At 62.9% G+C, this 17,842-nt stretch carries 16 protein-coding genes; 10 read left to right on the forward strand and 6 right to left on the reverse strand.

Going from position 1 to position 17,842, the window contains the following annotated elements; genetic code table 11:
• The first annotated feature begins 56 nt into the window (after window positions 1–56).
• The 5 genes from HV765_RS05120 (at window position 57) to HV765_RS05140 (ending at window position 4,998) form a co-directional block, all read left to right on the forward strand.
• The gene (locus tag HV765_RS05120) at window positions 57–758 is read left to right on the forward strand and encodes a c-type cytochrome (protein WP_054421871.1); all 702 of its coding nucleotides are present in this window, start codon (window positions 57–59) and stop codon (window positions 756–758) included.
• Window positions 755–1,684, forward strand: a complete 930-nt coding sequence (locus HV765_RS05125; protein ID WP_175169021.1) for a c-type cytochrome — start codon at window positions 755–757, stop codon at window positions 1,682–1,684. The genes HV765_RS05120 and HV765_RS05125 overlap by 4 nt, the downstream gene beginning before the upstream one ends.
• A gap of 116 nt (window positions 1,685–1,800) precedes the next feature.
• Window positions 1,801–2,433, forward strand: coding sequence for a guanylate kinase (gmk, locus tag HV765_RS05130; protein ID WP_082386951.1), 633 nt, complete (start codon window positions 1,801–1,803; stop codon window positions 2,431–2,433).
• 44 nt (window positions 2,434–2,477) lie between these two features.
• Window positions 2,478–2,681: a DNA-directed RNA polymerase subunit omega gene (gene rpoZ / locus HV765_RS05135; protein WP_006219679.1), complete on the forward strand. Its 204-nt coding sequence runs from the start codon at window positions 2,478–2,480 to the stop codon at window positions 2,679–2,681.
• A gap of 22 nt (window positions 2,682–2,703) precedes the next feature.
• Complete coding sequence (locus tag HV765_RS05140) at window positions 2,704–4,998, forward strand: RelA/SpoT family protein (RefSeq protein ID WP_054421865.1); 2,295 nt, start codon at window positions 2,704–2,706, stop codon at window positions 4,996–4,998.
• A gap of 100 nt (window positions 4,999–5,098) precedes the next feature.
• Here the strand turns inward: HV765_RS05140 and HV765_RS05145 are convergent, their stop codons facing one another.
• From HV765_RS05145 to HV765_RS05155, 3 genes are all read right to left on the reverse strand, one after another.
• Entirely contained in the window at window positions 5,099–6,412 is a 1,314-nt protein-coding gene (locus HV765_RS05145; protein WP_054421863.1) for a TRAP transporter large permease, read from the reverse strand.
• 61 nt (window positions 6,413–6,473) lie between these two features.
• On the reverse strand, window positions 6,474–6,983 hold the full coding sequence (locus HV765_RS05150; protein WP_206543665.1) for a TRAP transporter small permease: 510 nt from the start codon (window positions 6,981–6,983) through the stop codon (window positions 6,474–6,476).
• 57 nt (window positions 6,984–7,040) lie between these two features.
• On the reverse strand, window positions 7,041–8,051 hold the full coding sequence (locus HV765_RS05155; protein WP_175169022.1) for a TRAP transporter substrate-binding protein: 1,011 nt from the start codon (window positions 8,049–8,051) through the stop codon (window positions 7,041–7,043).
• 340 nt (window positions 8,052–8,391) lie between these two features.
• Here HV765_RS05155 and HV765_RS05160 point away from each other — a divergent pair, with 340 nt between their 5' ends.
• The 4 genes from HV765_RS05160 (at window position 8,392) to HV765_RS05175 (ending at window position 14,306) form a co-directional block, all read left to right on the forward strand.
• Entirely contained in the window at window positions 8,392–9,111 is a 720-nt protein-coding gene (locus tag HV765_RS05160; RefSeq protein WP_054421862.1) for a FadR/GntR family transcriptional regulator, read from the forward strand.
• Between the two features lie 194 nt (window positions 9,112–9,305).
• Window positions 9,306–11,405, forward strand: a complete 2,100-nt coding sequence (locus tag HV765_RS05165) for a hydantoinase/oxoprolinase family protein (RefSeq protein ID WP_175169023.1) — start codon at window positions 9,306–9,308, stop codon at window positions 11,403–11,405.
• Window positions 11,406–11,415: 10 nt separating this feature from the next.
• Window positions 11,416–13,098 carry a hydantoinase B/oxoprolinase family protein gene (locus tag HV765_RS05170; protein ID WP_054421860.1) on the forward strand — a complete coding sequence of 561 codons (1,683 nt, stop codon included), beginning with the start codon at window positions 11,416–11,418 and terminating at the stop codon, window positions 13,096–13,098.
• Window positions 13,095–14,306, forward strand: a complete 1,212-nt coding sequence (locus HV765_RS05175) for an aminotransferase class I/II-fold pyridoxal phosphate-dependent enzyme (protein ID WP_175169024.1) — start codon at window positions 13,095–13,097, stop codon at window positions 14,304–14,306. The genes HV765_RS05170 and HV765_RS05175 overlap by 4 nt, the downstream gene beginning before the upstream one ends.
• Window positions 14,307–14,381: 75 nt before the next feature.
• Here the strand turns inward: HV765_RS05175 and glnQ are convergent, their stop codons facing one another.
• The 3 genes from glnQ to glnH all read right to left on the reverse strand — a co-directional run bounded on the left by glnQ (window position 14,382) and on the right by glnH (window position 16,599).
• Window positions 14,382–15,110 (reverse strand): glutamine ABC transporter ATP-binding protein GlnQ, encoded by a 729-nt coding sequence (gene glnQ / locus HV765_RS05180; RefSeq protein WP_082386948.1) that lies wholly within the window; start codon window positions 15,108–15,110, stop codon window positions 14,382–14,384.
• The gene (glnP, locus tag HV765_RS05185) at window positions 15,107–15,763 is read right to left on the reverse strand and encodes a glutamine ABC transporter permease GlnP (protein ID WP_054421856.1); all 657 of its coding nucleotides are present in this window, start codon (window positions 15,761–15,763) and stop codon (window positions 15,107–15,109) included. The genes glnQ and glnP overlap by 4 nt, the downstream gene beginning before the upstream one ends.
• An 83-nt stretch (window positions 15,764–15,846) precedes the next feature.
• The gene (glnH, locus tag HV765_RS05190; RefSeq protein ID WP_054421854.1) at window positions 15,847–16,599 is read right to left on the reverse strand and encodes a glutamine ABC transporter substrate-binding protein GlnH; all 753 of its coding nucleotides are present in this window, start codon (window positions 16,597–16,599) and stop codon (window positions 15,847–15,849) included.
• Window positions 16,600–16,767: 168 nt separating this feature from the next.
• Between glnH and HV765_RS05195 the strand changes: the two genes are divergently transcribed.
• Window positions 16,768–17,802: a C45 family autoproteolytic acyltransferase/hydrolase gene (locus HV765_RS05195; RefSeq protein ID WP_175169025.1), complete on the forward strand. Its 1,035-nt coding sequence runs from the start codon at window positions 16,768–16,770 to the stop codon at window positions 17,800–17,802.
• The last annotated feature ends 40 nt before the right edge of the window (window positions 17,803–17,842 follow it).

Raw genomic sequence — 17,842 nt, forward strand, 5'->3', positions numbered from 1 at the left:
TTTGTGGGCATTAGCTTATTACCCAAAATCAAATAACAAATCGGAGCAGGCAAGCCATGACCCCACGGTCCCTCCCCGCGCTGGTGCTCAGCGCCTTGTTCGCCACAGGCGCTAGCGCCCAAGGCGCGCCAGATGGCAAACAGATCAGCACGCAAGGCGCGAACGGCGCGCCGGCCTGTATCACCTGCCATGGTGCGCAGGGCGAAGGCAACCCCGCCGCCGGCTTCCCGCAATTGGCCGGCCTGGGCGCCAAATACCTGTCAGAACAACTCGAAGCCATGGCCAACGGTTCGCGTGTCAGCCCGGTGATGGCGGCAACCGCCAAAGCGCTGGACCCCGCGCAGCAACAAGCCGTGGCGAGCTACTACGCCAGCTTGCCCTCGCCGTTGAACATTGACCGGCTGGCCGCCACGGCCATGCATCCCGTCAAGCCCGCCGACACGGGCGCGTGGCTGGCCACACGCGGCGCCTGGGACAAAAACGTCCCAGCCTGTAATCAGTGCCACGGACCTGGCGGCATCGGCGTCGGCCAGAATTTCCCCAGTCTGGCCGGACAGCCTGCGGCGTATATCGCGGGCCAATTGCGCGCATGGCAGCAAGGGCAACGGCCGCCGGGACCATTGGGGCTGATGCCCGCGGTCGCCACCCGTCTGTCCGACGCCGACATCGACGCCGTCTCCGCCTACTACGCCGGCCTGCCCAAAGCCGCCGACCTGCTTGCCGCGCAAACCCCTTCCACGGACGGAGCCAAGCCATGATCCGCCTTCCCCGCTTCCGTCCAGGCACGGCCTGTATTGCAGCCATGATTGCCTGCACCGCGCCGGCCTTTGCCGCCGAGCCCCGCCCCGCTTTCACCCCGCCCTCCGCCGCGTCCTTGCCCGACACTGAATTCGGCAAGATCGTCCGGCAAGGCGAGCAAATCTTCCTGCACACGCCGCAAAAGGCGGGCAAGTTCGTTGGCAACGATCTCACCTGCGCCAGTTGCCATCTGGACGCCGGCCGCCGGCCGGACTCCGCGCCCATGTGGGCGGCCTATGTGCTGTACCCCGCCTATCGCGCCAAGAACGAGCACGTCAACACGCTGGCCGAACGGTTGCAAGGGTGCTTTCGGTTCAGCATGAACGGCAAGGCGCCTGCTGCTGACGACCCGACGTTGACGGCGCTGCAAAGCTATATGTTCTGGCTGGCCAGCAAAGCGCCAACGGGCGTCGTGCTGGAAGGCCAGGGTTACCGCAAGCTGCCGGCGCCCGCGCAAAAGGCCGACTACGTGCGCGGCAGCGAGGTCTATGCGCAGTACTGTGCGGTGTGCCACGGCGCCGAGGGCCAGGGCCAGAAGAACGGCAAACACTGGGTCTTTCCCGCGCTGTGGGGCGCCGACTCATTCAACTGGGGCGCGGGCATGCACCAGATTGGCAACGCGGCCGGCTTCATCAAAGCCAATATGCCGCTGGGCCAAGCCGGCATGCTGAGCGACCAGGAAGCCTGGGACGTGGCCTACTTCATGAACGCGCATGAACGCCCGCAAGACCCGCGTTACAAGGATTCAGTGGCGACCACCCGAGAGAAATATCACGACTCGGACGACTCGCTGTACGGCATCGAGGTCAACGGCCACCTGCTCGGCAGCGATGCGCCGCCGCCTGGCGGAAAGCTGCTTCAAACCGCGGCCAAACCCGCTGGCTGACGGGGTTCGCCCGCTCAGCCACATAAAAATCGCGCGGCCGGACAGCGGGTTTTCCCCCTGCCGCGCCGCGCGATTTGCTAGACTTCCGGTCTTAGCATCACACGCCGGTCAACTTCATGTACGCCAACCCCGGAAACGTCTTCATGGTCGTCGCGCCCAGCGGCGCGGGCAAATCCAGCCTGGTGAAGGCCTTGCTCCAGCAAGACCCCTCCATCGAACTCTCCATTTCCTGCACCACGCGCGCGCCTCGTCCGGGCGAAGAAGACGGCCGTGAATACCGTTTCGTGTCAGTTGACGAGTTCAAGCGCATGCGCGACGAGCAGAACCTGCTGGAATGGGCGGAAGTCCACGGCAATTTCTACGGCACGCCGCGCGACCGCATCGACCTGGCTACCCGCGAGGGCCGCGACGTATTGCTCGAGATCGATTGGCAAGGCGCGCGTCAGGTGAAGCAGCGCTTCCCCGCCGCCATCGGCATTTTCGTGCTGCCCCCGTCGATCGAAGAACTCGAAAGCCGGTTGAAGGCGCGGGGCCAGGATGCGCCCCAAGTGATCGCGCGCCGGCTCATGGCTGCGGGCGGCGAAATCGCCCACGCGCCTGAATGCGAATATGTTATTATTAATCAAGAATTTAGCGTGGCCTTGTCGGAACTGATGCAAATCGTCAGTTCCGCAAGGCTGCGCTTTTCGTCTCAGGCCGCCCGCCATGCCGAGTTGTTCGCACAACTGGGTATCCCGGCCGAACACTGAGCCGAACGCATTCTCCCTATCATCCATCAGCACCAGGTGTCCTAATGGCTCGCATTACTGTCGAAGACTGTCTGAATCAAATCCCTAACCGTTTCAAGCTCACGCTGGCCGCGACGTATCGCGCCCGCGAGTTGGCGCAAGGCCATGCCCCGCGCCTGGACAGCAAAGACAAGCCCACGGTCACTGCTCTGCGCGAAATCGCGGGCGGCCTAACCGGCGTGGAAATGCTGCGTAAAGTTCCCACCTGATAGTCTCCGGGGGGCGGCAAGCATGGCTTTTCCCGGGCTGAAGTACGCTTCATCTGGTCTGCTTGCCGCACTACGTGCCGGCTCCCGTCTTGGGCGCCGCACGGGCAAGAAAGACAAAAATCTCCCTACGCCACCGTCCGTCGCCGCGCAAGAAGCGGCGGACGCAACCGCTTCGCCGGTTGCATCGCTGGCGCCGCTGACCGAAATCATCGGCAGCTATCTCGACAAGAAAGATGTAGAGCGCGTGCGCGAAGCCTATCGCTTCGCGGATCAGGCGCATCTGGGCCAATTCCGCGCCAGCGGTTCGCCCTACATCTCGCATCCCATCGCCGTCACTGAAATCTGCGCAGGCTGGAAGCTCGACGTCAACGCGTTGTCGGCCGCCCTGCTCCATGACGTCATGGAAGACCAGGGCATTGCCAAGCACGAGCTGGCGGAACGCTTCGGCCCTGAAGTGGCCGAGCTGGTCGACGGGCTGTCCAAATTGGACCGCCTGGACTTCGCCACCAAGGCCGAGCAGCAAGCTGAGAGTTTCCGCAAGATGCTGTTGGCGATGGCGCGCGACGTGCGCGTCATCCTCATCAAGCTGGCCGACCGCCTGCACAATATGCGCACGCTGGACGCGGTCAATCCCGAAAAACGCCGGCGCATCGCCCGCGAAACGCTGGACATCTACGCGCCCATCGCGCACCGGCTCGGCCTGAACCTGCTGTTCCGCGAGCTGCAAGACTTGTGTTTTGCGGCGATGCATCCGAACCGCTATCAGGTGCTGTACAAGGCCGTGCTGGCCGCGCGCGGCAACCGCCGCGAGGTCATCACCAAAATCGCCGATTCGGTGCGGGCGTCATTGCCCGCTGCCGGCATCGAAGCCGAAGTCACCGGCCGCGAGAAAACGCTTTATGGCATCTATCGCAAGATGGTTGACCAGAAGAAGTCGTTTTCCGACGTGCTGGATATCTACGGTTTCCGCGTCATCGTGCACACGCTGCCGGAATGCTATCTGGCGCTGGGCACGCTGCACCAGCTCTATCGTCCGGTGCCGGGCAAGTTCAAGGACTACATCGCCATCCCCAAGGTGAACGGCTATCAGTCCCTGCACACGACGCTCGTCGGCCCCTACGGCACGCCGGTGGAATTCCAGTTCCGCACGCGCGACATGCATCATGTGGCCGAAGAAGGCGTGGCGTCGCACTGGCTGTACAAGGGCGCCGACCTGACGTTGAACGACCTGCAAAAGCGCACGCACCAATGGCTGCAATCGCTGCTGGACATTCAAAGCCAGACGGGCGATTCCGGCGAATTCCTCGAGCACGTCAAAGTCGATCTGTTCCCGGACGCGGTCTACGTGTTCACGCCGCGCGGCAAGATCATTTCGCTGCCTCGTGGCGCCACCCCGGTGGACTTCGCCTATGCGATTCACACCGACATCGGCAACCAGGCGGTGGCGGCAAAGATCAATGGCGAGTTCGTGCCGTTGCGCACCGAACTCAATAGCGGCGACACCGTTGAAATCGTCACGTCGCCGGCGTCGCGTCCGAACGCGCAATGGCTTAACTATGTGCGCACCGGCCGCGCGCGTTCCGAAATTCGCCACTATCTGCGTACCGTCAAGTACGAAGAATCGGTGGCGTTTGGCGAGCGCTTGCTTAGCCAGGCATTGCAAGAACTGCACATGCCGATGCCGGCCACCGACGACCCCGCTTGGCAAAAGCTTGCGCGCAGCACCGGCGCCAGCTCACGCGAGGAAATCCTGGCTGATATCGGCTTGGGCAAGCGTTTGGCGGCCGTGGTCGCACGGCGTTTCGCGCCTGAGCATCAGCTTGTCGCCACCACCGCTGCCGCGGTGGACGAGCTGACGTCGGCGCGCAGCGCACCCATTCTGATCCAGGGCAATGAAGGCCAGGCTGTGCAGTTGGCGCCTTGCTGCGGCCCCCTGCCCGGCGACCCTATCGTTGCCGGCATGCGCATGGGCCATGGTCTGGTGGTACACACCGCCGACTGCCCCGTCGCCCTGCGCCAGCGCCTGCGCGAGCCGGAACGCTGGATCAACGTGGGTTGGGACGCGCACACCGCCAAACACCTGGCCACGCGCCTGGACATCATCACGCGCAACGAACGTGGCGTGCTGGGGCGTCTGGCGGCGGAAGTCACCGCGGCGGATGCCAACATCATGCACGTCACGATGCACGACGATGCCGTGTCCACCGTGTCCTTGCACCTGACCATTCAGGTCGACAGCCGCAAGCATCTGGCGCAAGTCATCCGCGCCATCCGGCACGTGCCGCAAGTGCAGAAGATCGTCCGCGTCAAAGGCTGATCTTGCTCTGATCGGCACCAAAAAAAGCGCCCCGCGAGGAAACTCGCGGGGCGCCCTTTTTTATGACGTGACAAACAGCGTTATGAGGTGGCGAACAGCGTTAACGCTGTGACATCAAATTCGGCAGGTACGTCACGATGCCCGGGAAGACCGTGATAAGCCCGATCGCGATCACCAGCAGCAGGCAAAAGGGAATCGACGCCTTGGTGACCTGCCAAATATCCCTGCCCGTCATGGATTGCAGCACAAACAGGTTGAACCCCAGTGGCGGCGTGATCTGCGCAATCTCGATGATGATGACGATATAGATCCCGAACCAGATCAGGTCGATACCCGCAGCCTGCACCATCGGCAGAATCACCGCGCTGCTCAGCACCAGAATCGAAATGCCTTCCAGGAAGCAGCCGAGCACCAGGAAGAACGCCGTCAGCACCGCCAGCAACATATAGGGCGACAGCGCCATGCTTTCGACCTTGGCCGCCAACACCTGCGGAATGTTCAAGAAGCCCACCGAGATCGACAACACCGCCGCGCACGCCACGATGAACGAGATCATGCAAGAGATCTTCATCGCCGACATCAGGCTTTCGCCCAGGCTTTTCAGCGACAACGTGCCGCCCAGCTTGGCCAGCACCATCGCGCCGACGACACCCACCGTTGCCGCTTCCGTCGGCGTCGCCAAGCCCCCGTAGATGACGCCAATGACCGCCGCAATCAGCAGGCCCACCGGGATCAGCCGGCGCGAGTTCCACAGCTTGGCGCCGAAGCTCAGCGCCGGATCACGCGGCGGCACCTTGGACGGGTTCAGCAGCGACCACACGATGACGTAGCCCATGAACAACGCGATCAGCAGCAGCCCCGGCAGAATGCCCGCCATGAACAAACGCGCCACCGATTGCTGGGCCGTGACGCCGTAGACGATCATGATAATCGACGGCGGAATCATCAGCCCCAGCGTGCCGGAACCCGCCAACGTGCCGATCATCATGCCTTCGTCATACCCGCGCTTCTTCAGCTCGGGCAGGCTCATGCGCGCAACCGTTGCACACGTTACGGCGGACGACCCCGCCACCGCCGCCATGATGCCGCAGCCCAGAATGTTCACGTGCAGCAAGCGCCCGGGCAGCCAGCTGACCCACGGCCCCAAGCCTTTGAACATGTCTTCAGACAGCCGCGTGCGAAACAGAATTTCGCCCATCCAGATGAACAGCGGCAAGGCCGTCATCGGCCAGCCCCAGCTCGCGTCCCACATTGAAGAAACGATCAGCGATCCCACGGGCGCGTCGGTGAACACCGCCAAGCCCACCACGCCCATCGCCAACAACGAAATCGCCACCCAGACGCCGCTGGCCAACAGCACCAGCAATACCACCAGCAACGCCCCGGATGCGATCAGAGTCGAATATTGATCCATGCTTGTTCCTGCATAGGAAGTGAAGGCCGGCGCAACGCAACCAGCCATGTCGCCCGGCGCGTTATTCCAACGCCGCCTCGCTGTTCTTGTCGTAGCCCGGCTCTTCGCCGCGTGCGACGGCAAGGGCCGCGTCAAGCAGTGCAATCGTCAGGATCACAAGCCCCGCCGCCAATGCCGATTGCGGAATCCAGAACGGAATGGCAAGCAGCCCGGGGCTGATGTCATCGAACTCGAAGGACTGCCACGCGAACAGCACGGCCTGCCACGCGATGTAGCCCATCAACAGCGCGGTGGATAGGCAGCACCAGAGTTCAACCACTTTGCGCGTTCCGCCGGTCAGGCGGCTGACGATCAGGCCGACGCGAATGTGGCCGCCGTCGCGGAAGGTGTAGGCCAGGCCCAGGAAGGTGGAGGCCGCCATGAACAGCCCCGAGATTTCGGTGGAGTCCACCGTATAGCCCAGCGCGCGGCCGATGATCTGCGCGATGATGCTGATGGCGATGCCCGCCAGAAATGCCGCGGCCAGCACGCCGCTAAGCGTGTAGAGGCCGTCAAGAAATTTTCTCAACATGATCTTGTACCGCTCCCGAAGATGCAGAAAAGGCGGGGCGCGCGGCCCCGCCAGCCGCTAGTTGGCGGCCGTCTTGGCTGGCGCCTGGGCAGCCTTGGCCGCCAGATAGTTGTCCAACACCTTCTGCTCGTCGGGGCTGGCGCTCTTGCGCCAATCGGCGACCATGGCCTGGCCCACGTCGGCCAAGGCCTTCTGCACTTCCGGGCCGGCCTGGGTCACGGTGATGCCGTTCTTGCGCAACGTCTCGACGGTGTCTTCGCCCGCCTTGCGGCTCATTTCAAAGCCGCGCTTGGTGGCGCGTTCGCCAGCCGCCAGAACGATCTTCTGCACATCTGGCTCCAACGCACGGAACGCCCGTTCGTTGATGATGACGACGTTCTTGTTGTGCAGCGTGCCCGTGTACATGAAGTACTTGCAGTTGTCCCACACCTGGGTGTCGATACCGGTTTGCGCGCTGGTGAACAGCGAGTCGATCAAGCCGGTAGCAAACGCTTGCGCCACTTCGGCAAAGGGCAAAATGGTCGCCTGGAAGCCCAGCATCTGGCCCATCTTCTGCGTCGGCTGCGAATAGATGCGCAGCTTCTTGCCCTTGAAATCGGCAGGTGCGGAAACGGGCGTCTTGGTGAAGAAGCCCTGCCCTGGCCACGCCACATAGGTGATGGCGCGCAAGCCGTTCTTGCCCAGCAGCTTGTCGAAGTACGGCTTCTGCGCTTCAGTCAGCAACGCGGCTTCTTCGTAGTTCGCGGAAATGTTCGGCAAGCCATCCAGGATGTACATCGGATTTTCGTTGCCATAGACGCCCAAGCGGATTTCACCGGCCTGGATCTGCCCGGCTTGCACGGCGCGCTTGATGGCGTCGTGCTTGACCAGCGTGTCGTTGGAGCGCAAGTCCACCTTCAGCCGGCCTTGGCTTTCGGTTTCGACTTCCTTGATGAACTGACGAATGTTTTGCGTGAAGAAACTGCTTTCCGGATAACCGGAAGCCATGGTCCATGTCGTGGCGGCAGAGGCCGCAACCATCGGGCAGGCGCAGGCCGCCGTCACCAAGAGCTTGCGTAAGAACTGCATGGAAATCCCCTTGTAGTGGTCTGACGAAGATACTGTTTCCAAGCTGCCGTTTAGCGCGCTGAACGCGACTCGCAGTTCATTGTATTCATACAGGTGCCGTCATACAACTCAAAATTACGGCCTCCAAGATGGTGCAGTTTTAGACACTTATGCACTGCACTTAGCCCGCATATAGTGCGTATTAGCAGCATAATGGCGAATTGGCGCACCACCATGAACGGCATACCCAGGCATAGGGATTACACGCACCCATATGACAACCTTGGGCCACCTACAATGCGAGACATCCGCCTTACCCAGACGGAAGGTTCGCCCCTCGATCCAACACGGAATCCGCGATTTGAACAACACGCCCAAGAAGCCCCGCACACGCTTGACTGACGTCGTGATCCAGACGCTATCCGAACGGCTGGATACGCAGGTTTACCGGCCCGGGCAACGGCTGCCTTCCGAGCAGGCGCTGTGCAAGGAATTCAAGGTCAGCCGCACCGTTATCCGCGAAGCCATGGCGTCGCTGCGTTTGGGCGGCCGGGTGGTCAGCAGCCCCGGGCTGGGGGTGTTCGTCACGGAAGATCATGACCCGCCCATCAGCTTCGACATCCAGCCCCCGGCGGACAGCCGCTGGGCGCTGCACATCATGGAAGTGCGGGTCGGCCTTGAAGTGGAAGCCGCTGGGCTGGCCGCAGAACGCCGCACGCCGGCCAATATGGCCGATATCGTCCAGGCCTTCGACGAGTTCAATGCCGCCGAAAGCGACCGCGCCGCTGCCGTGCAGGCAGACTTCAATTTCCATCTGGCGATTGCGCGCGCATCGAACAACCCCCACTTCGCGCATCTGCTTGAATCCGCGGTCAAAGACGTCATGCTGGATCTGAAGATCAAGCACGGCGGCAAGTCCGAACAAGAGCTGCGCGACTACGAAAAACGCACCGCGCGCGAGCACGGCGTGATCATGGCCGCCATCATGCGTGGCGACCCGGGCGCCGCGCGGGCCGCCATGGCGCGGCACCTTGGGGAAAGCGTGGCGCGCTATCGCAAGCAGTTGGCGGCCAAGCGCTGAAGCCCCGCACCCGACACCCCTGCAAACGGCCGCAAGGCTGTTTTTTTTCGGCTGCCGGAAAATCCCTGATTGACCACCTGTATGACAACCCCCATCATACGTATCGCCGCTTTAGTGTCTGCTCTTGCCATCCAGCCCGGGAATCTCGCACCCGGCGCCATGGCCGTATTTCCTTGTTTTTCCAGGAGAAAGCAGTGTCAACACCGCAACAGAAAGCACGCGTGGGGGTCGATATCGGGGGCACCTTCACCGATGTGGCTCTTGAAATCGCCGGCAAGCTGTATTCAACAAAAGTTCTGACGGACTACGAAGCGCCCGAGCGCGCCATCGTCCAGGGGCTGCGCGACGTGGCCAAAGACGCCAGCATCGCCTTGTCGGACATCGGCATCATCATCCACGGCACCACGCTGGCCACCAACGCCCTGATCGAACGGCGCGGCGCGCACACCGCCTTCATCACGACCGAAGGCTTTCGCGACGTGCTGGAAATGCGCTCGGAAAGCCGCTTCGAACAATATGACCTGGACATCAAGCTGCCCCCGGCGCTGATCGACAGGCGCGACCGCCTGACGCTGCGCGAACGCATCGACGCCGCGGGCGGTGTGCTGATCGCCCCGTCGGATGCCGACATGCAAGCACTGGCCGAGCAAATCGAAGCCGGCGGCTACGACAGCGTGGCCATCGGTTTCATCCACGCCTATGTGAACGACGCGCACGAACAGCGCATGCGCGAGGTGCTCAGCCGCCGCCTGCCGGATGTGTCGATTTCGATCTCGTCCGAAGTCTCGCCCCAGCTGCGTGAATTCGAACGCTTCAACACCGTCTGCGCCAACGCTTACGTGCGCCCGCTGATGCAGTCCTATCTGGACCGGCTGGTGAGGAAGATTCATGAAGCCGGCGCCGATTGCCCCGTCTTCATCATGCACTCTGGCGGCGGCATCATTTCAGTGGACAGCGCATCGCGCTTTCCCGTGCGGCTGGTGGAATCCGGCCCCGCCGGCGGCGCGATTTTCGCGGCGCACATTGCCGCGCGCTACGCGCTGGATTCTGTGCTGTCCTTCGACATGGGCGGCACCACCGCCAAGATCTGCCTGATCGACGAGCAAACGCCCAAGACCGCCAACACGTTCGAAGTCGCGCGCACCTACCGCTTCAAGAAAGGCAGCGGCATGCCGATTTCCATTCCGGTTGTGGAAATGGTGGAGATTGGCGCGGGCGGCGGGTCGATTGCCGGGCTGGACGTCATGCGCCAAATTCGCGTCGGCCCGCATAGCGCAGGGTCCGAACCCGGCCCCGCCTGCTACCGCCGCGGCGGCAATCTGCCCACCGTCACCGATGCCGACCTGCTGCTCGGCCGCCTGGACCCCGACAATTTCGCGGGCGGGTCGATCTCGCTATCCACCGAATTCGCCCAGACTGCGGTGCTGAATGAAGTCGCACAGCCGCTTGAACTCTCGGCGCAAGACGGCGCCTACGGCATTGCCGAAGTCGTTGACGAGAACATGAGCAACGCGGCGCGCGTGCACACCGTGGAAAGCGGCCGCGAAATTTCCAAGTACACAATGATCACCTTTGGCGGCGCAGGCCCGCTGCACGCAGCGCGCTTGTGCGAGAAAACCGGCATCGACCGCTTCCTGGTGCCGCCCGGCGCGGGCGTGGGCTCCGCCATTGGCTTTTTGCGTTCGCCGTTTGGCTATGAAAGCGTACGCAGCGCCAACTTCCGGCTGACCCGCTTTGATTGCGCCGCCGTCAACCACCTGCTGGCGCAATTGCAGGACGAAGCGATGACCTTCGCGCTGCAAGGCGATTCACGCGAGACGCCGGTTGTCGAAGCCAAGGTCTATATGCGCTATGTGGGCCAGGGCTGGGAAATTCCCGTGATGCTGCGCACGACGCAGTTCTCGGAGCAAGACGTGGCACAACTGCGTGACGACTTCGAAGCCGCGTATACCCGCTACTTCGGGCGCCCAATTGACGGCCTGGATATCGAAGCCATCAGCTGGGCCGTCAAAGCCAGCTCGCCGCTGCCGCCCGTGCAGCGCCTGACGCTGGTCAAGGCCAATGCCGACGCGCCCGCCGTGGGGCAGCGCCGCATCTTTGACGCGAAGCTGCGCGAAATGGTCGATGCGGCCATCGTCGAGCGCGAAGGCCTGGCGGCCGGCGCGCGTATCGCGGGGCCGGCGATTGTGGTGGAACGTGAAACGTCCACGCTGATCACGTCGTCTTTCGAAGCCATCGTCCAAGCCGACGGCTGCCTGCTCGTGTCGAGCAAGCGCGCCGCCGCCACCGCTTAAGGAGCCGGCCATGAGCACCGACAACCTGAAGAACATCCACATGCAAGTCATGTGGAACCGCCTGATCTCGGTCGTGGAAGAACAAGCCCTGGCGCTGATCCGCACCGCATTCAGCACCAGCGTGCGCGAAGCGGGTGACTTGTCCGCGGGCATTTTCGACCAACAGGGGCGCATGCTGGCCCAGGCCGTCACTGGCACGCCGGGCCACGTCAACACGATGGCCGACGCCGTGCCCACCTTCATTGCCGACATCGGCCCGGAGAACATCTTCGAAGGCGACGTCTACCTGACCAACGACCCCTGGAAAGGCACAGGCCACCTGCACGACTTCACCGTCGTCACGCCGTCGTTTCGTGACGGACAGCTGATTGGCTACTTCGCCGCCACGGCGCACGTGGTCGACGTGGGCGGACGCGGCTTCGGCCCGGATGCGCGCGAAGTCTACGAGGAAGGCATTTGCGTGCCGATCATGAAGTTCGCCGTGCGTGGCGACATCAATCGCGATCTGGTCAACATTCTGCGCAACAACGTGCGCGAATCCGACAAGGTGGTGGGCGACCTGTACGCCCTGGCCGCGTGCAACGACACCGGCCATCGCCGCCTGATGGAGATGATGGACGAGTTCGAGCTGAGCGATCTGGAAGGCATCGGCGGCTTCATCCTGGAACGCAGTCTGGCCGCCACACTGGAACGCATCGCGGCGCTGCCGCGCGGCAAGTACAAAAACGAAATGACCTTGGACGGCTACGACCAGCCGGTGACGTTGAAGGTGGAACTGGAGGTAGGCAGCGACGGCCTGCTGGCTGATTTTGCCGGCACGTCGCCCGCCAGCACGTATGGCATCAACGTGCCGCTGGCCTACGCCAAGGCCTACGCGTGCTACGGCTTGAAATGCGTGATTGCCCCCGAGGTGCCCAACAACACCGCATCGCTCGCGCCGTTCTCGGTGGCCGCCCCCGAAGGTTGCATCTTGAATGCGCAGCGCCCCAGCCCGGTCGCCGTGCGCCACGTGCTGGGCCACTTTGTGCCCGATCTGGTACTGGGCGCCCTGCACCACTTCCTGCCGGAACGCATACCCGCCGAGGGCTCGGGCGCGCTGTGGAACCTGCACGTCAGTGCGCGCCCCGCACAAGCCGATTCTGGTTTGCCTCCCGCCGAAATCCTGATGTTCAACAGCGGCGGCACGGGCGCACGCCCGACGCTGGACGGCCTGTCGTCCACCGCGTTTCCCAGCGGCGTGCACGCCATGTCGGCCGAAGCCACCGAACAGACCGGCCCGATTGTCGTCTGGCGCAAGGAACTGCGTGAACACTCCAGCGGCGCCGGCCAATACCGCGGCGGCTTGGGCCAGGTGATGGAATTGGGCCCACGCGAAGGCTACGTCTTCCGCTTCAACGCCATGTTCGACCGCATCGGCAACCCCGCACGCGGCCGCGCCGGCGGCTTGTCAGGCGAACCGGGCAAGGTGTCGCTGAGCGACGGCACGGTGTTGCGCGGCAAAGGCACGCAGCATGTGCCGCCCGGCGAGCGCCTGGTGCTGGAACTTCCTGGCGGAGGCGGCTTCGGCGCGCCCGCCAAGCGGGACCGAGATGCGTTGCGCCATGACCTGGCCAATGGCTACATCGACGAAGCGGGCCTGCTGAAGCACTACGGCTTGACGCCCGAACAGCTCAACACCGAGGCAACCCAATGAAGTATGAGAATCAACGAACCCGGGATCTGCCGACCTCGCCCAGCATGGCGGTGTCGGCGCGGGCCCGCGCGCTACGCGCGGAAGGCCGCAAGATCATCGACTTAAGCGTCGGCGAACCCGACTTCAACACGCCAGACCACATTCAGCACGCCGCCACCGAGGCCATGCGCCAGGGCTGGACGCGCTATACCGTGCCTGCCGGCAGCCCGGAGCTGCGCGCCGCCATCGTCCGCAAGTTCAAGCGGGAAAACGGGCTGGACTATGCGGCGGATGAAATCACGGTGGCCAATGGCGCCAAGCAACTGCTGTTCAACGCCTGGCTCGCCACCTTGGAAGCCGGCGACGAAGTCGTGATTCCCGCGCCGTACTGGGTGTCGTACAGCGACATGGTCAGCCTGCACGGCGGCGTGCCCGTCGTGCTGCCCTGCCCGCCTTCGCAAGGCTTCAAGCTGACGCCCGCCCAATTGGAAGCGGCCATCACGCCGCGCACGCGCTGGTTCATTCTGAATTCGCCGTGCAACCCGACGGGCGCGCTGTATAGCGAAGCCGAGCTGCAAGCGCTGGGCCGCGTGCTGGATGCGCACCCGGACGTGCTGATCATCTCTGACGAGATCTATGAGCACGTGCTGTTAAGCGATGCGCCCTTCGTGTCGTTCGGAAAAGCATGCCCGCAATTGCGCGAGCGGCTGCTGATCATCAACGGGGTGTCCAAAGCCTACGCGATGACCGGCTGGCGTTTAGGCTATGCGGCCGGGCCGCGCGGGCTGATCGCGGCGTTGAACAAGCTGGAGTCGCAAAGCACCACCAGCGCCAGCGGCGTGTCGCAAGCCGCGGCCATCCAGGCGCTGGACGGCCCGCAGGACTTCGTCACCACCAGCCGTGCAGAATATCAGGCGCGCGGCGAACTGACCGTTGCGGGGCTGCGCCGTATCAACGGGCTGACGCTGGCGCAGGCGCCGCTGGGCGCGTTCTATGCGTATCCCGAATGTTCGGCCCTGATCGGCAAAAAGACGCCTGACGGCAAGGTGCTGCACACGGATGTGGACGTGGCGACGTATCTGCTGGAAAGCGGTGGCGTGGCGGTGGTGCCGGGCGCGGCGTTCGGCATGTCGCCCTACTTCCGCCTGTCGTTCGCCGCCAGCCGTGAAGCCTTATCCGAGGCGTTGGCGGCCATCGAAACGGCGGTGAAGGCGTTGCAGCCTGCCTGACGCGCATCGTCGCGGCCCTCAGGCAAAAGCCCTGTATCCATCGAGATACAGGGCTTTTTCATGTGCGCGAGCGCATCACTTCACGTGTTGCAGGAAATCCTTCAAGCGCTGGCTGGGCGGATTGCTAAGCAGTTCGGCGGGCGGGCCATCGTGCGCAATCTTGCCCGCATCGATAAAGATCAAGCGGCTGCCCACCTTGCGGGCAAATTCCATTTCATGCGTGACGACGACCATCGTCATGCCTTCTTCCGCCAGGTCGCGCATCACCTTCAGCACTTCGTGGCGCAGCTCCGGGTCCAGCGCCGACGTGGGTTCATCGAACAGCATCAGTTTGGGCTTGATGGCCAGCGCCCGGGCAATGGCCACGCGCTGCTGCTGCCCGCCGGAAAGTTCGGCCGGATAGTGGTTCATGCGTTCGGCCAAGCCCACCTTGTTCAGCAGCGCCTTGGCCAGCTCGCGGGATTCGTCGCGCCCTTGTCCGCGCGTGTGCACGGGGCCGAACATGACGTTTTCCAGCGCGGTCATCTGCGGAAACAGGTTGAACTGCTGAAACACCATGCCCGCTTCACGGCGGATCTCGCGCACTTGCGCGGCATCGCCCTTGACGCTCAGGCCGTCGACCAGCAAGTCGCCATCATTGATGGTTTCCAGCACGTTGATGCAACGCAGGAAGGTGGATTTGCCGGACCCCGAGGGGCCGACCACCACCACGACTTCGCCCGCATCGATGTTCAGCGAGATGCCGTTCAGCACCATGGACTCGCCGAAGTGCTTGGTGACGTTGTGAAATTCAACCATGCTCATAGTATGCGCATCCTCTTTTCCACCAGGTGCAGGCTCAACGCCATCAGCCCCGTCAGGATCAGGTAGATGATCGCGACAGCGGACCAGATTTCAACGGCGCGAAAGTTGCTGGCCATGATTTCCTGGCCCTGACGCGTCAGCTCGGCCACGCCGATCACGATGAACAGCGAGGAATCTTTCAGGCTGATGATGCACTGGTTGCCCAGCGGCGGGATCATGCGGCGAAACGCCACCGGCCCGATGATGTGGAACAGGATCTTGTGAAAGGGAAGCCCCATCGCCTGCCCGGCTTCCTTCAAGCCCTTGTGCACGGACAGCAGCGCGCCGCGCACGATTTCGGAAATGTAGGCGCCCGAATTGATGATGAGGGTAACGATGGCGGCCCATTCCGCATCCACGCGTATGTTGGCCAAGAGCGGCAAGGCGAAGTAGATGAACATCACCTGCACGACGATCGGAGTGCCACGGATGATCGCCACATAGACCTGCGCGATGCCCGACAAGATGGGGTGCCCGTAAGCGCGAGTGACGCCCGACAGCGCCCCCAATAGAAAGCCGCCGAACAAACCCCAGAACGTGATCTTGATGGTCATCAGCGTACCCTCAAGCAGATTGGGTAACGCGCCTTCAATAACGGTCCAGTCAAACTCCACGATTCCCCCTCTGGCGCCATTGCGCCTTGCAATGGCGGGACCGTCCACCGGACGGCCCCGAATGCACAGCAGAATCCGTCAGCTTACGGCTTCTTGCCGAACCACTTTTCGTAGATGGCGTCGTACTGGCCGTTGGCCTTCAGGGTGGCCAGCGCCTTGTTCACTTGCGGAACGAGTTCGCTGCCCTTGGGGAAAGCGATGCCGTAGAAGTCGCCGCTCTTGACCGAGCCCACCACCTTCACGCGGCCCTTGCCCGCCGTATTGGCGTAGTACTGGACGTTGGGCGTGTCGTGCACGGCGGCATCGACGCGGCCGGTGGCCAGTTCAAGGTAGGCGTTGTCGATGTTCGGGAACAGCTTGAGCTTGGCGTCCGGCACCTGGGCCTTCAGGAAGTCGACCGTGGCGGTGCCGGTCTTGACGGCGACCGTCTTGCCGGAGAGCGACTTGGCGTCTTTGATGTCGGTGTTCTTGTCGCCGACCAGAATGGCCAGCCCGCTTTCGTAGTACGGGTCAGAGAAGTCGATGACCTTCTTGCGGTCGTCGCGAATCGTGATGCCCGCCAGCGCGGCGTCGATGTTCTTCGTTTGCAGGCCGGGGATGATGCCGTTGAAGTCCATCGGCTGAAGCTTGTACTTCAGGTTGAGTTCCTTGGCGACCGCTGCCCAGAGATCAATGTCGAACCCCACATAGGTATTACCCTGCTTGAATTCGAACGGCACGAAAGCGGTATCGGTGGCCACCACCAATTCCTTGCCTTGGGCCTGGGCGCCGGAGGCGGCGCCAAACATGGCCACGGACAGGCCGACCAAGGCGGCGGCGACTTTACGTTTGATCATGAAACTCTCCTCTTGGGGACCGTCCGGCACCCCGGGGTTGTTGTAGGGGCATGATTCCTGGGTTGCGCCGGGGTCTCCGGTGCAACTTACTGGCGATCTTACTGCATCCGTCCCCACCCGGCAGAGCTTAGAAAAATTACAATCCCCATGACACCCCGGAGAATCCCCATGCCCTACAAATATGTACGCATTGCCGGAAACCGGCGTCAGGTGGGTCAGGCGCTGGGCAAGTTGGCGCGGCCGCTGATGTCGGTGTATTTGAATCAAAGCAGCACGTGGGATGCGTTGCGCCGCTGGCGCGGCCACCCTTATGTGGCCGAACTGGGCCAGCAGGCGCAAGCCGCGCTGCCAGAGATCTGGGAAGAACTCGAAGGGCTGGCCGACGGCTTACGCATGCCGATCGAAGACGTGCTGCTGTGGAATTGCCGGGGCGACTTGCTGCACAGCACCACAGACGGCTGCACCACCGTGGCATTGAAAGCGGCGGATGGCTCCCGCTGGATTGGCCACAACGAAGACGGCGACCCGTATCTGTATGGCCGCTGCCACCTGGTGGACGTGGCGCTGGAAGACGGACCCGGCTATCTCAGCTTCTATTACCCGGGCTCATTACCCGGCCATACGTTCGGCGCCAACCGCGCCGGTCTCGTTCAAACCATCAACAACCTGCGCACGCGGCAACGCCATCCCGGCGTGCCGCGTATGTTTTTGGCGCGCGCGGTGTTGGACTGCACGACGCTGGATCAGGCGATTTCGCTATTGCAGGATCTGCCACATTCAGGGGGGTTTCATCACACCTTGGGCAGCGCGACAGAGCCCCGATTGATCAGCGCTGAAGTCACGCCCGGCAGTGTGTCGGTGCTGGAAATCGGCACGCGGTATGGGCATGCGAACCACATGGTGCATGGCAAGACCCGGGGGCAAGCGCAGATCATCACCGAATCGTCGCGTGAGCGGCAGAACCGGATCGAAGGGATCGTAGACGGGTGGTCGCCCGAAACGGGAAGCAGCGATTTGCTGGCGGCGCTGCACGATAAGTTGGGCGCGTTGCCCATCTTGCGTACGGACGAGAAGGACCCCGACGGCGAAAACACGCTGGCGACGGCGGTGTTCGAGATTCGGGATGAGGAAGTGACCTTGCGGGTATATGACCGCAAGACCATGGCCGATATCGCGCTGGATGTGATGTCGGACCCGGATTGAAAAGGCCCGCCTGATCAGACGGGCCTTTTGGATGATGACC

Source organism: Achromobacter kerstersii, from assembly GCF_902859595.1.
Lineage (GTDB): Bacteria > Pseudomonadota > Gammaproteobacteria > Burkholderiales > Burkholderiaceae_B > Achromobacter > Achromobacter kerstersii.